Raw genomic sequence first — 14339 nt, forward strand, 5'->3', positions numbered from 1 at the left:
TCATTACACATAGGCACAATATCTCCTTAATCGTTGGTTTGGTCACTTACAATTATAGAGATATTTGTGCTTTTTTAATATCAAAAATTAAAATAACGGTCAGTGAATCTCTCACCAACCGTTAAAAATATATAACCATGATAAAAAAAGGCGTTACTTCTCTTGAATAAGAGAGGTAGCGCCTCATATTTTATATTTCTTTTTGTGCGTAGCGATATACAGACGGTCGCATATTTTCAAAAACTGGAATAGCACGGCGTTGTGTGTCTACTTTTTGAAGATCTAATGTGACGGTCATCACTGTTTCATTTTCATCTGCTTCAGCGATTATTTCTCCATTTGGATCCACTACCATTGAATGACCTGCATACGTTGTTTTACCATCATGACCACTGCCATTGACAGCAACCACATACATATCGTTTTCAACGGCACGTGCTTGTAATAACTGACGCCAATGTGTGAGTCGAACTTCGGGCCATTGTGCGACATAAAACATCACTTTTGCGCCTTGTGCTGCAGGGTAACGACTCAATTCTGGAAAGCGTAAGTCATAACAAATGATTTGAGAAACACTTGTACCGTCAGAGAGCGAATAAGGATAGGGGGCAGACTTGCCACAGGTTAAAAAGTCTGGTTCATCTAACATCGGGACAAGATGAATTTTATCGTATTCATAAATTTTTTCGCCACGTCGATTGACGGCAAAGGCTGTATTGTATACGGCACCTTCTTTTCGGTTAGAAACAGATCCCGCAACAATGTCCACTTGATAATTTTGTGCTAATTTTTGTATAAAAGCATAACTTTGTGCTAAATCTTCATCTGCTAACTTATCTAATTGAGGCAATGCATAGCCGTTATTCCACATTTCAGGCAAGACTACGACATCCGTTTGATCATCTAAATGTTGTTCAAATAACGTAGCGATTTTTTGTTCGTTTTGACGTGAATTAGCGATTGCGACATTAATTTGAAATAATTGTATTTGCATCGTCATCATCCTCATTTCTGAATTAATCTTAGTGTACTAAATGATGAACGGTTTAACAAAAATCTTAATTGAATACAATCATATATACATGAGGGTGGTAATCGTAGTCACTTTTGTTTATACTGGCTTTGTTAAAAAACTTTAAACAATCAGAGGTGAATCTGATGGTAGAATATAAAAAAGAACATAGCGTAAAGCGACTATTAAAATTAGGAATCGGTTCAACGAGTATTTTATGTGTTGTATCACCTCTTTTATTAACACATGACGTTGTTCAAGCAGCAGATATCAATAACAGGATGCCAGCTTTGAATACATTGAAGACCACTTCATCATATGATCAAAGGGCACACATGGATGAATTACGAAGCGCCATTACTTCAGATAGTGACACTACTCAAACACCATCATTCAATGAGATAACTGTGTCTTCAACTAATGAAACGGATGCAGCGTCAACGGAAAATGTGAACCCGAGTGATGAGGTCTCGGCAAAGGATGAAAGTGAATCAACGGCACCGAGTACAGAACAAGACACATCTATAGAAGAACCGGGTACTGAAGAAGTGCCATCTCATGAAGACAATCATCACAACACCCCAAGTCAAGAAGAGCAACCGTCTCCGCCTGATCAACCAGGAACAAACAAAGATGAAGAGAGTGGAGAAAAACCGAATAAAGAAAATCATCGGAAGCCGAATCAACCGAACAAAGACCAACCTTCAAAAGATGAGAATAAAAAACCTGACAAAGGAAACAAACCAGCACCACCGTCTAAAGCGCCAAATCGCCCGGATCAAAAGGAAGATGGTTCAAACAACACCCCACCACCTGCCACTGATAACGGTGGAAACAGTAATGACGGTACAACAACGGGTCCCAATGGTGGAGGTGGCAGTGAAGCAAGTCCACCACCGAATGAGCAACCGTCAAATGGCAATGCAAGCGATACCCATCAAAACGGTTCAGTTTCAAGCACCAATCATTCGAATCAGTATGGTACATCGGCTTATGATGAATACGCAGGTTTATTGAATAATAATTATAAATATAATCCATTGTTTAAAGAAGAGGTTGCGCGTTTAAGTCAATTTGGAAGTCAAGACCAACATGATATTGCAAGTTTGAGTCGTAAAGAACAATTTTCTCAAAATGCATTTTTAGATGACTTGCAACAAAGTACAGATTATTTTAGATATCAATATTTTAACCCGCTTTCCACAGAGCAATACTATCATCGTTTAGATAAACAAGTACTAGCACTCGTTACGGGGGAATTTGGTTCGATGCCAGATTTCAAGAAAAGTGGTGATAAGTCATTGGTTAATAAGCATCAGCAAGATAAAGTGAAGAAAATTGAACAGCAAGGAGAAAATATTAATACACATCATATGAAAAATACGAAAGAAGATACAGGAAAATCATTAAGTTACAAGCCGATGATATATATTGGCATTGTCATGGTCGGTTTTGTCGGCCTGATCAGTATGATTTTATGGAAACGACTGCATCATTTTTGGAAATAAATCAAAAAAAGGGTTAGGCCGCTTTAACTAAAGTCGTCTTAACCCTTTGTGCATTGTAAAAAATAAATATGAAGTATTTAAAAGTAATTTTGTGAAGCAGACCGTGTATAGTTTATGAAAGGAAAAAAGACATCCAATGCGAAGTTAATAAAAGAATGAATTGTGTTTGCTTAACGGCGTCTTCAATCATTTTTTCAGGCATCATGAGTTGAATGAGTGCAACCAAACCATTTTGAGCCATATGAATACCAATCGACACACTCAAACGTTTTGTATAAATATAAAATGCCGAAAAGATGATACCCATGACAAAATAAGCTAAGAAATGTGAAAAATCCATATGGACAACAGCAAATACTGCAGAACTGATCGTCGTTGCAATGGTGAATTTGACCCATTGATTCGCTTTAATTGCGTGATACAGTTCGCCAAACAATACTTTTCTAAAGACAAACTCTTCTAATAATGGTCCGACAATCGCTATCAACACAATAAATATTGGCATCTGACGAGCGATTTCCATGATTCTTAACGTATTCTCGCTCGCAGGATTAGCCCCAAATAGTTGGACAGAAATGAGATTCACAACCATTTGTGCGATAAACACAATAACTAGACCTACTAATATATAGGGAAGTACATAGCGTTTTTTCTCTTTCGGACCAAGTTCAAAGTTCAATTTATTTTTCACAAAAATCTGAAGTATGATGATTAAAATGGCGACAATGATAAAAGCAGTGAACTGAACTGCTATCGATTGCCGCAACAATTGTGCTTGGTTGCCTGTTTGAATCCAGCCAACCGCACGTGCAATATAAGGTGATATTTGTGCAAGGATGTATAGTACTACGGTGAGTAGTGAAACCCAAAATCTCTTCATAATTAGCCTCCGTTCAATCTCTTTTATTCTAACGGAAAATAAAGGTATGGACAATGGCTTTAAAGGTAAACGCTTGAAATTTTGACCAATTTTGATTATTATAGAATTAAATTAGCACTCAATATATGAAAGTGCTAAATTGATGTTGAACATAAGGAGGCACTCATACATGCTTAGACCATTAGGAAATCGTGTAGTCATCGAAAAGAAAGAACACGAACAAACAACGAAAAGTGGTATTGTTTTAACTGATTCAGCTAAGGAAAAATCAAATGAAGGTGTTATCGTTGCGGTAGGTCCGGGACGCATTTTAGACAATGGTGAACGTCTCAAACCTGAACTCAACGAAGGCGATCGTGTTGTGTTTCAACAATATGCAGGAACTGAAGTGAAACGTGACGACAAAGAATACTTAGTGTTAACTGAAGATGAAGTTTTAGCTGTGATTGAAGACTAATCAAACATTGAATATAAAACAAATGAATCCAACAACGGAGGTAATAGAATGGCAAAGGAATTAAAATTCTCTGAAGATGCACGTCAAGCAATGTTACGTGGTGTCGATAAATTAGCAAATGCTGTTAAGGTGACAATTGGTCCAAAAGGGCGCAATGTCGTACTTGATAAAGAATTTACAGCACCGCTTATTACGAACGACGGTGTAACGATCGCAAAAGAAATTGAATTAGAAGACCCTTATGAAAATATGGGTGCGAAACTCGTTCAAGAAGTTGCGAATAAAACGAATGAAATTGCAGGGGACGGTACGACAACAGCGACTGTACTTGCACAAGCAATGATTCAAGAAGGACTTAAAAACGTGACAAGTGGTGCGAACCCAGTCGGTATCCGCCAAGGTATTGATAAAGCTGTGGCAGTCGCAATTGAATCATTACACAATATTTCTCAAAAAGTTGAAAACAAAGAAGAAATTGCACAAGTCGGCGCGATTTCTGCAGCAGATGAAGAAGTGGGTCGTTACATTTCTGAAGCAATGGAAAAAGTTGGTAATGACGGTGTTATCTCAATTGAAGAATCGAACGGTTTTAACACAGAACTAGAAGTTGTTGAAGGGATGCAATTTGACCGTGGCTACCAATCGCCATATATGGTGACAGATTCTGACAAAATGATTGCTGAATTAGAAAGACCATACATTTTAATTACTGACAAGAAAATCTCTTCATTCCAAGACATCTTGCCTTTATTAGAGCAAATTGTACAATCCAACCGTCCAATTTTAATCGTAGCGGACGAAGTAGAAGGCGATGCGTTAACAAACCTTGTCTTAAACCGTATGCGTGGTACATTTACAGCGGTTGCAGTTAAGGCGCCTGGTTTCGGTGATCGTCGTAAAGCAATGTTAGAAGACTTAGCGATTGTAACAGGTGCACAAGTGATTACAGATGATTTAGGTCTTGAATTAAAAGAAGCGACTTTAGATATGTTAGGGACTGCAAACAAAGTTGAAGTGACTAAAGACAATACAACAGTGGTTGATGGAGATGGTGATACTGCGAACATCGATGCACGTGTAGGTCAATTAAAAGCACAAATTGAAGAAACTGATTCTGACTTTGATCGTGAAAAACTGCAAGAACGTTTAGCAAAATTAGCTGGCGGTGTAGCAGTCATTAAAGTTGGTGCGGCATCTGAAACTGAATTAAAAGAACGTAAATTACGTATTGAAGATGCATTAAACTCGACGCGTGCAGCGGTAGAAGAAGGTATCGTTGCTGGTGGAGGTACGGCATTAATGAACATTTTCAAAGACGTCCAAGCAATCGAAGCGGAAGGTGACGAAGCAACAGGTGTGAACATTGTATTAAAAGCATTGCAAGCACCAGTACGTCAAATTGCTGAAAATGCAGGTCTTGAAGGTTCAGTCATCGTTGAAAGAATGAAAAATGCTGAACCAGGTATCGGTTACAACGCTGCTACAGATGAATGGGTGAATATGTTAGAAGCAGGTATCGTGGATCCAACAAAAGTGACGCGTTCTGCATTACAACACGCAGCAAGTGTTGCGGCAATGTTCTTAACAACTGAAGCGGTAGTTGCAAACATTCCTGAAGATAAAGGGAATGATATGCCACAAATGGGCGGCATGCCAGGGATGATGTAAAACAGCTTATAAATGTTGATTTAATGGCATTTTATAATTGTGAATGACATATTAATAACATAAAAGATTTCAAAAAGATAAAAATGCCGTTTAATTCAGATGAACCAAACGGACATTTAAATTCATTCTTTTGAGGCGTTTTCCTTAAGCGAGCAAAACTTATGGGAAGCGCCCTTTTGTGTGAATTGATAATCTCAGCATAAATCTTTAAAGTCGTATTTTTAAACAACTGTATTAGGTAAGCGGCGCATAAATAGGGTGTCCCAGCCCCTTTCCTACGATTAAATATTTAACTGTCTTTAATTTCACCTTTCAATCAAGTATTAATAAACAAGAAATATTCACATTAAAATCCATGCATTTTCAAGAGAAGAGTATCAATATATACTTCATAGGTAACAGTGGGGGACATAACAATTTTTAATTGTCTTACCTTGATATATTTTCATCAAATTGCCTCATTAATAATCTTTTTAAATTTTCACAATTGATGTCATGGACTCGCATTTCCTAGGACTTGCCTCAACTCAATTCAGCTATTGACAGTGTACACTGGTATGAAGCCGAATTGGATTTTCGACAGCATATGATCCCTCAGGAGTCTCGTCCATTTTAGCAATTTGAATTTAAATACTTTGAACCAATAAATATATTATACAATAATAAAATAAAAACATTAAAAATACCAAAATTAGTGAGGATAAAAATGGCGAAGTGTCACGTCTTTCTACATCGATAAATAATAGAGAATTAGATTTAGATACTGTATTAACTAATGATTTCAAAACAGGAGACATTAATTTATCCGGGGAAATCTCTAATATAGAAGAATCTAAACAGGTAGATTATACAATTGATTTAACATATGCTGATGAAAAAGACATAGCTGGGTTTTTAATAGATAATTTAACTGGCGAGGAACATGAATTTGATACAAGATTGGCTGAAGCTTCTGCCGCACCTATAGTAGTTGTGGCGGTAATGGCTGCTAGGTATGGTATCCAGTGGACTATTAAAAAGTACGGTAAAAAGGCAGTGAGTAATGCTATAAAATCAAATACGCATAAAGTGGCGAAAGGAATAAACTCTAGCCCTCTAACTAGTAAAGGAGTGGATATCGGAAAATTCACACAAAAAGTGAGAGGGAAAAACCCAGTCTATAGAGATCCTAAAACTGGATGGTCTATTTCAAAAAATAAAGGGCAGCCTCATGGAGGATCTTATTGGAAATTGTTGGATAAAGGTGGTACAAGAAAAGCTACTTTAACTAAAGATGGAAAAATACTTCGTAAATAGGGTGATTGATAAAAATGAGTAATATTATTAGTTGTATGGAAGTAAGTGGTTTAAAATTCTCTGAAGGTGAAAATGCTGTTCATTTAGATTTAAGTGAAGGCGAATACCCTTTTTTAGATGATGGAAAAAGCTTTAACAAAGATTATTTTGCAAGGATTCATAACAATGCAATTCAAATTTTACAAGATTTGTTTCAACAAAGTAATACTATTGATATAGTTCTTTTATATTATTTATATGGGGACTCATTTAAAAAAACTAGATTCAAAGAAAAGTTTAGTTATTTCAATAATAACGAAATACCAGATTTTAAAGAATATATTAATGATGAAGGCATTCAATGTTATATTTTTTCTTATAAAAATAAGAATTTGAAGGATTTAAATTATAAAAAATTAGTGCGAGCAATTTCCAATCAAGATTTTAAGGGTTTATTCCCAACAATTAACCAAAAAGACAATTACTTAGATATATATTTAATGGATAGTAAAAGAGGCATATTATTTCACTTGTATGATGATAGAGGACTGTGGCTATATTTTCTAAATAAGCAGTCATATAAAATTTATTCTCAAAAATACAGCAACCTCTTGTTTGATGTAAGTCATGAAATGGATTAAAGTTTATTTAAAATTAATAATACTAATTTTATTATCGGTATTTATATATTTGAATTATAATTGCAAGTATGAAAAAAGTAAAATAGCAGTTCTAGATACAGGTGTTGAAAAGAAAGCTATTAAAAGCAAAGTAATATCTCGTAATTTTACTCTTGACAATAACTCGAATAGCGTACATGCTAATAAAGTTTCAAAAATTATAGAATATGAAGCAGATATAGTTATTTACGATGCTAAAGTTTTGAACCATCATGGTAACGGAAGATTGGAGGATACTATATCAGCACTTGACTGGGCAATTAAAAATAATGTCGATATAATAAATATGAGTTATGGCTTTACTAAAAATTATCCTGAATTACATAGAAAAATAAAAGAAGCTCATGAAAAAGGCATTATTATTGTAGCTGCAAACGGTAACGACATTTTTGGTGGTAAAGAATTTCCAGCTTCCTATAAAGAAACTATATCGGTTGGAGTCTTGAATAAGGAAGGTTCAAAGTCTGTCTTTAATTCTAACGATGATGCTGACGTATTCATTTCGGTTGATAATAAATTGCCTAATAGCGGTGAGAATACTTCTATGGCTACAGCTTATGTATCTAATAAATTGACTAAACTGTGCAATAGGAACTTGAGAAACATGGACAAAGATGAAATATTAAAGTTAATTAATGAGTTAAATTAATTAACAACGTATAATAATTATGTTTGCACAAAAGTTAAAAATACGAATCAATTTTTAACATTTATGAGGCAATTAGGTTATTAAGTTTGAGATATGTGATGCTAGAATGACATCATACTCGTTATGATATAGCCTCATCACACTTCATAACAAAATAAAAAGGTTATATATTTTTAACGGTTGGTGAGAGATTCACTGACCGTTATTTTAATTTTTGATATTAAAAAAGCACAAATATCTCTATAATTGTAAGTGACCAAACCAACGATTAAGGAGATATTGTGCCTATGTGTAATGATATATCAGAAATACTAGGAATTAAAGTTAAAAATTTAAAAATCACTCAAAATTTAGGATTACATGTTCATAAAAACGTACAGGCATTATTCTATGAAGGTCAATTGACTTATCATCCCAGTGCTTGTGAGTGTTGTGGAATTAAAAATGATAACCATTTAATTATTAAACATGGCTTTCGTAAAACGAATGTTTATATGGGGTTAATTTTTGAAAGACCTGCCTATTTAAAATTGAAGAAACAGCGCTTTTACTGTAAAGCTTGCCAACGAACCTTTACAGCTGAAACGCCCTATATTCAACCCCGATGTACCATCTCAAATGAGGTCAAACGCATGATGACCTGGAAACTATCAAAAGTTACATCTGAAAAAGATATCGCTGAAAGTCTATGTGTATCGCCTTCAACTGTCCATCGCCATTTAAAAGTAGTAAGTAATTCGGTGAAGACACACGCACATTACGTTTTACCTGAGCACTTAGCTTTTGACGAATTCAAGTCGACGAAAGATGTCGAAGGTGCAATGAGCTTTATTTACTGTAATAGTGTGACTCATGATATCATTGATATTTTACCTGATCGTCGCAAACATCAATTAGAAGCTTATTTTTTAAAGTTCTCTAGAAAACAACGTGAAAAAGTAAAAACGGTCTCTATAGATATGTTTCCACCTTATATCGCTCTGATTCAGGATTTATTTCCTGATGCGGAAATCATTATCGATCGCTTTCATATCGTACAAGCCATCAATCGTGAAATCAATCGCTGCCGTGTTCAAGTCATGAATGGTTTTAGGACAAAAGAGCGACCTCAATATAATAAATTAAAGCGTTATTGGAAGTTACTATTAAAAGCGCCCATTGATTTAGATCGAATGATATATCAGCCATACAGACTTTTTAAGTCATGGCAGAGCCAGTACAGTTTAGTTCAATACCTGTTAAATCTTGATGAGACGCTCAAAGAGACATATGAAACAGGACACCGTCTTTTAAGTGCTTTGAAAGCAAACGATATCCAGCAACTACGGTTCATCTTACAGGATGCAAAGACAAAAGATACTTCGAAAGGGCTCAAGCGTGTCATCCACACATTCATCAAATACATGCCTTATATCTCAAGTACTATGCGTCATCGACATTTAACGAATGGACCCATTGAAGGGATTAATAATAAAATAAAACTGATTAAACGTGTTTCTTATGGTTATAGAAATTTCTGGAATTTTAGGAATCGTATCTTAATGATTTCTAAGGTATTTGTAAGTGAATATAAAAAACGCATTAAACAACAAAATAACGTTGCTTAATGCGTTATCGTCTCACCAACCGACGTTGACAAAGAACCTTTTAAAATTGATGGAACGATTCAACTGGCATGACAAAGACTGTTGCACCGCCGACTTCTACTTCAACAGGATATGGGATATAAGAATCTGCGCTACCCCCCATTGGCGTAATAGGCGATACAAGTTGTTCTCTATTGCCACATGAGCCGCCAATGAGTTCAAGTATTTCCTCCACACGCTCATCTTCCACACCGCTTAAAAATGTTGTATTACCCGCGCGCAAGAAGCCACCCGTTGTTGCCAATTTTGTCGCACGAAAATTGTTTTCAACGAGTTTGTCTGCAAGTTCTTGACTATCTTGGTCTTGAACAATTGCTATAATCATTTTCATTTTTCTAACACCTCTTGAAGTTTAGTATAACATATCTGAGTACATGGCTTCACATGGTTTCAAATCACATTACTGCGCATCTATTTTTTGTAAAATCACTTGTAATGCCGCAGTTACAACTTGTTCAATCGATTGATTCGCATTAATGACCGCAAAACGCTTGGGATCTTGTGCGATGAGTTGCTGATATCCTTCAACCACACGTTCATGAAATGCCACGCTTTCCTTATCTAAACGATTTTGTGCGCGGCGATTACTTTCAATACGCGTTCGACCAACTTCAGCTGGAATATCCAAATAAATCGTTAAATCGGGATATCGTCCTTCAATCGCAAAATCATTAATAGCTTGTACTTCTTTTACCCCAATTTTTCGAGCATAACCTTGGTATGCTAAAGAACTGTCAATAAAGCGGTCACAAATGACAAGTCGTCCTTGCGATAACGCTGGGAGGACTTTTGCAACAAGATGCTCCCTTCTCGAAGCCGCAAACAATAAGGCCTCTGTTCGCGCATCCATCGTTTCTCCATCTAATAAAATTTGACGAATCGCTTCTGCTGTTTGTACGCCCCCCGGCTCACGTGTCGTCATCACGTCATAGTGTTGCGCTAATTGTTCTGAAACTGCTTGAACAACAGTCGTTTTGCCAGAACCTTCTGGACCTTCAATTGTGATAAACAGAGACATCTTCACTCATCCTTCACTGTAATTTTATCATCCATAAGACCTTCCACACAAAAGCCTCTAGACTGCCAATATTCTATTAATTTTATCATATCTGTGGTCACTATTTCTCCTTTTAGCAGTGACGGAATACCGGGTGGATACGGTGTTAAATGTCGGGATAATATACGCCCTTCAGCTTTTTGATAAGAGATAGACCGCGACGGATGCATGCCAATTGCTCGATATGTACTCGGTTGTGTAAATAAATGTGGTGGCTTGTCATGAACCGATTGTGCTTCTGGCCTTAAAGTCATCCGGTCAATCCTTTCGAGCAGTTCTTCAAAAGGAAATCGGTCTTGATGATGCCATAACGGTAAAACCCATAACACCGCATTTTCATCCGACAGTTCGACATCAATCGCCTGTGCTTCCATTTGAGCTTGTAACGATGAGCCCGTCATACCTTTATATCGAATTAATAATTTCAACGGATCTTGTGGTGTAATCACTGTTAAACCTTTATTTTCAAGTGTTGCAATGAGTTGCTTTCTTTTTTCAAAAAATAACGTACTGTCATACGATGCATAAAATGCTTGAGCAGCTTCTAGACTTTCCATAAGCAAGTAAGACGGGCTAGAAGATTGAAATACTTGTAAACCATACTCAATCCATTCACGATAAGGGGCATCTTGATGTATCCATAACACCGAGCTCATCGTCAAACTCGGCAATGTTTTATGATAAGATTGCACAACATAGTCCGCCCCCGCTCGCATACTTGACTCTGGAAAGCCAGGCAAATCAAAATGAGCACCATGCGCCTCGTCAACCAAAACAGGAATATTGAATTGATGAAATTGTTCAACGACGTGTGCCACATCAAACGTTTCACCATAATAATTCGGATAAGTCACGACACCTAATTTCGTACGTTCTAAATCAGTGCGCCCAACGTCAGGTTGGCAATATTGTCCTGTTTTCTCGCTCACGGACGTCGCCAAAATTTGCGCGCTTTGTTGTCCTAATTCTAATGCGTGAAATACTGATTTATGAACATTTCGTGCAATAGCAACATACCCCGGAATCGACGCAAGCGCATGAATGACTGCGAGTATACCACTTGTCGTCCCATTCACTAAAAAGTAACCCCGATAACCCGGATATTTATTGAATTGCATCATACTTTCATACAAGACCTCTTCAGCATGATGAAGATTATCAAAACCTGTAATCTCTGTCATATCATATGGAACCTGTGTCATTGAAAGATCACCGATTGTCCCATTTTTATGACCTGGGACATGCATCGAAATCGGTTGACTTTTTCGCCATTCCAACATTTTCGCTCTTAATGGTTGCTGCATCCATAGCCCCCCTTTCTTTTATGCAATTAAACCTTTTCGTAACATCATGATTTTAACATATTCACTATATCAATGTTACAAACTATATTACTACAAATGACTCTATCTATAATATCTTTAACACATCTAAAAGAGAAAAATGTAAAATAAGTCCCTTTCCATTTTCCAAGTACTAACTCTATGTAAAAATTTTGCTTTTTAGAAAGATTTTTCATTCATCTCAGACTACTGATTAACATAAATTGAGGACCGCTAACACCTGAATAAATCCAGGTGCTCACGGCCCTTAGTGTTCTTATCGCCTTAAAATTAAAAATGATAAGTTTTATTATTAACTTTTAGTGATTTTAAATTCAGTAATTTTATCTTTATTAGGGTTGAATTCCATTGATTGATTATTTGGAACTTCTCCGACTTTTCCGTCACCTTGAATTGTTCCACCATCTTTGGTAGTTACTTTAAGTGTAAAACTATATTCTTTTGGGTCCAAGCCATTCGCACTCAATTCTTTTGCAATCTTATCGGATAACTCTTTAGCTGTAATTTTATCTTTGCTAAAGATATCTGTAAAATCGAGTTCTTTATCATCTACATTTTTCTTAAAGTGTTGACTATTCGGGTTTTCCTCTTGTGCTTTTGCTTCATAATTAACTCCAGAGTCTTGGTATAACGTAACAGTACTAGCTAAACCTGTTAATACAGCACCTGCAATAGCTAATTTACTAAATAAACTAAAATTCATACTTATACACTCCGTTCTAATTTTATTTTAACCAAAAATAATAAAACTAAAAAATACAATACATCTAGATGTGTTTAAATTTTACAATAAAAGATAAATAAAAACAACTAAAATTATCAACTTATAAAAATTTTTTATAAATTGTCCATATTTCCGTTTATTTTATCATGATTTTTTATGAAAACGTACGTGTCAACTTTGGAGTCGCAGTCTAATATTCATTGACTGATACGTTTCAAAGACTTTGATGATATCACCACAACCTCTATTACATAGGAATTTGAAGTTACCAAATTGCAAATTTTCTCTTATAATAGTTTAATTTATTCCACTGCCAGTCTGTAACAATCTTTCACTGTCATATTGTTATACCTAGTGGGTACACCAAAAACCAGTTGAGACGTAATTCCTAGCTAATCCGCTAAAAAGCTCTAATTAGATAGCAAAACATTTTCCATTGATAGGTATGAGCGATACATGAATTTGATCATTTGCGCAGTCATATGATTTTATGTACAAAACCCTTTCGCACCACTTCTAAAACAAAGAGTGGACGGGACATGATGTTTTCCCAGTCTCTGCTTCTATTTATGGATTGATATCCATTAATGGTGATTAAACCGTTGAAAAATAAGGGTGTATGTAAAAAATGATGCGATTGTTTTCTTGATTTCATCAACTTGCAAGCAATTGCGCAGTATTTGAAATATGATTGCCCAGAAGGCTGAGACTCCTGAGGGGAGGCGTGCATACTGCTAGCAGTCACTTCTTTACTTTAAAAGTGGCTACCGTTTAACGCAGTAGCTGTCTGACTTCTCAATGCACATGCTTTTGAGAAGTCTAGTCAGCCTTGCGGGGGCAGTACAACGAAATCTTTGTTACACATGAGATTTCTGTACTGCTCCCAAAATTCAATTCGGCTTCAAACAAGTGTTGACTTCAATCAAGCCGAATTGAGTTGGAGGGCCAGCCCCTAGGAAAGGGAAGCCATGATGGCAATCAAAAACCGAAAATCGTAGGGAGGGCAAGTCTAACAAAATATTGCATCAATCGCATCAAAAGTTTTTATGTCCCGCCCCCTCTGTATTTTGCGTATCAGTCCTATTTGACAAAGCGTCTCATTGCGAAAAAGAGAGAATATACAAAAAAGCCTCGAAACAATAATGATTGCTTCGAAGCTTTTGAAATAACCTGGCACCGTCCTACTCTCGCGGAACGTAAGTCCGACTACCATCGGCGCTAAAGAGCTTAACTTCTGTGTTCGGCATGGGAACAGGTGTGACCTCTTTGCCATTGGCACCAGATTAAGTTTTTGAATGTCATACATTCAAAACTAGATAGTAAGTATATTTATCACAAGCATTACCTTATGAACAATTATATTGATTAAGTCTTCGATCGATTAGTATTCGTCAGCTCCACGTATCACTACGCTTCCACCTCGAACCTATTCACCTCATC

General features: G+C 36.2%; 12 protein-coding genes, 1 rRNA gene and 1 pseudogene. 7 read left to right on the plus strand and 7 right to left on the minus strand.

What is annotated here, in order from left to right; genetic code table 11:
• Positions 1–190: 190 nt before the first annotated feature.
• A complete protein-coding gene (locus BJK46_RS11730; protein ID WP_103263630.1) occupies positions 191–994 on the minus strand; it encodes a carbon-nitrogen family hydrolase in 804 nt (267 codons plus the stop codon).
• A 164-nt stretch (positions 995–1158) separates the two neighbouring features.
• Between BJK46_RS11730 and BJK46_RS11735 the strand changes: the two genes are divergently transcribed.
• On the plus strand, positions 1159–2520 hold the full coding sequence (locus BJK46_RS11735) for an SdrH family protein (RefSeq protein ID WP_112424796.1): 1362 nt from the start codon (positions 1159–1161) through the stop codon (positions 2518–2520).
• A gap of 112 nt (positions 2521–2632) precedes the next feature.
• Here BJK46_RS11735 and mroQ read toward each other — a convergent pair whose 3' ends face one another.
• The gene (gene mroQ / locus BJK46_RS11740; RefSeq protein ID WP_015729413.1) at positions 2633–3400 is read right to left on the minus strand and encodes an intramembrane glutamic endopeptidase MroQ; all 768 of its coding nucleotides are present in this window, start codon (positions 3398–3400) and stop codon (positions 2633–2635) included.
• A gap of 169 nt (positions 3401–3569) precedes the next feature.
• Between mroQ and groES the strand changes: the two genes are divergently transcribed.
• The 6 genes and pseudogenes from groES (at position 3570) to BJK46_RS11775 (ending at position 9736) form a co-directional block, all read left to right on the plus strand.
• On the plus strand, positions 3570–3857 hold the full coding sequence (groES, locus tag BJK46_RS11745) for a co-chaperone GroES (RefSeq protein ID WP_015729412.1): 288 nt from the start codon (positions 3570–3572) through the stop codon (positions 3855–3857).
• A 48-nt stretch (positions 3858–3905) separates the two neighbouring features.
• Positions 3906–5525, plus strand: coding sequence for a chaperonin GroEL (gene groL, locus BJK46_RS11750; RefSeq protein ID WP_014613420.1), 1620 nt, complete (start codon positions 3906–3908; stop codon positions 5523–5525).
• 666 nt (positions 5526–6191) lie between these two features.
• Positions 6192–6821 (plus strand): annotated as a pseudogene (locus BJK46_RS12525) (SAR2788 family putative toxin); the annotation flags it as partial.
• 14 nt (positions 6822–6835) lie between these two features.
• Entirely contained in the window at positions 6836–7441 is a 606-nt protein-coding gene (locus tag BJK46_RS11765) for a DUF3885 domain-containing protein (RefSeq protein ID WP_015729409.1), read from the plus strand.
• Complete coding sequence (locus BJK46_RS11770; protein ID WP_015729408.1) at positions 7428–8129, plus strand: S8 family serine peptidase; 702 nt, start codon at positions 7428–7430, stop codon at positions 8127–8129. The genes BJK46_RS11765 and BJK46_RS11770 overlap by 14 nt, the downstream gene beginning before the upstream one ends.
• 287 nt (positions 8130–8416) lie before the next feature.
• Complete coding sequence (locus BJK46_RS11775; protein ID WP_015729817.1) at positions 8417–9736, plus strand: ISL3 family transposase; 1320 nt, start codon at positions 8417–8419, stop codon at positions 9734–9736.
• A 40-nt stretch (positions 9737–9776) separates the two neighbouring features.
• Here BJK46_RS11775 and BJK46_RS11780 read toward each other — a convergent pair whose 3' ends face one another.
• The 5 genes from BJK46_RS11780 to rrf all read right to left on the minus strand — a co-directional run bounded on the left by BJK46_RS11780 (position 9777) and on the right by rrf (position 14182).
• A complete protein-coding gene (locus BJK46_RS11780) occupies positions 9777–10106 on the minus strand; it encodes a cyclic-di-AMP receptor (RefSeq protein WP_014614822.1) in 330 nt (109 codons plus the stop codon).
• A 69-nt stretch (positions 10107–10175) separates the two neighbouring features.
• Positions 10176–10793: a dTMP kinase gene (tmk, locus tag BJK46_RS11785; protein WP_014614823.1), complete on the minus strand. Its 618-nt coding sequence runs from the start codon at positions 10791–10793 to the stop codon at positions 10176–10178.
• A gap of 2 nt (positions 10794–10795) precedes the next feature.
• Positions 10796–12136 carry an Orn/Lys/Arg family decarboxylase gene (locus tag BJK46_RS11790; RefSeq protein ID WP_103263718.1) on the minus strand — a complete coding sequence of 447 codons (1341 nt, stop codon included), beginning with the start codon at positions 12134–12136 and terminating at the stop codon, positions 10796–10798.
• A 331-nt stretch (positions 12137–12467) separates the two neighbouring features.
• A complete protein-coding gene (locus BJK46_RS11795; RefSeq protein WP_103263717.1) occupies positions 12468–12878 on the minus strand; it encodes a hypothetical protein in 411 nt (136 codons plus the stop codon).
• A gap of 1189 nt (positions 12879–14067) precedes the next feature.
• Positions 14068–14182: ribosomal RNA gene (gene rrf, locus BJK46_RS11800) — 5S ribosomal RNA — on the minus strand.
• Positions 14183–14339: the final 157 nt, after the last annotated feature.

The sequence above is a fragment of the Staphylococcus pseudintermedius genome (assembly GCF_001792775.2).
In the GTDB taxonomy this organism is placed as follows: domain Bacteria; phylum Bacillota; class Bacilli; order Staphylococcales; family Staphylococcaceae; genus Staphylococcus; species Staphylococcus pseudintermedius.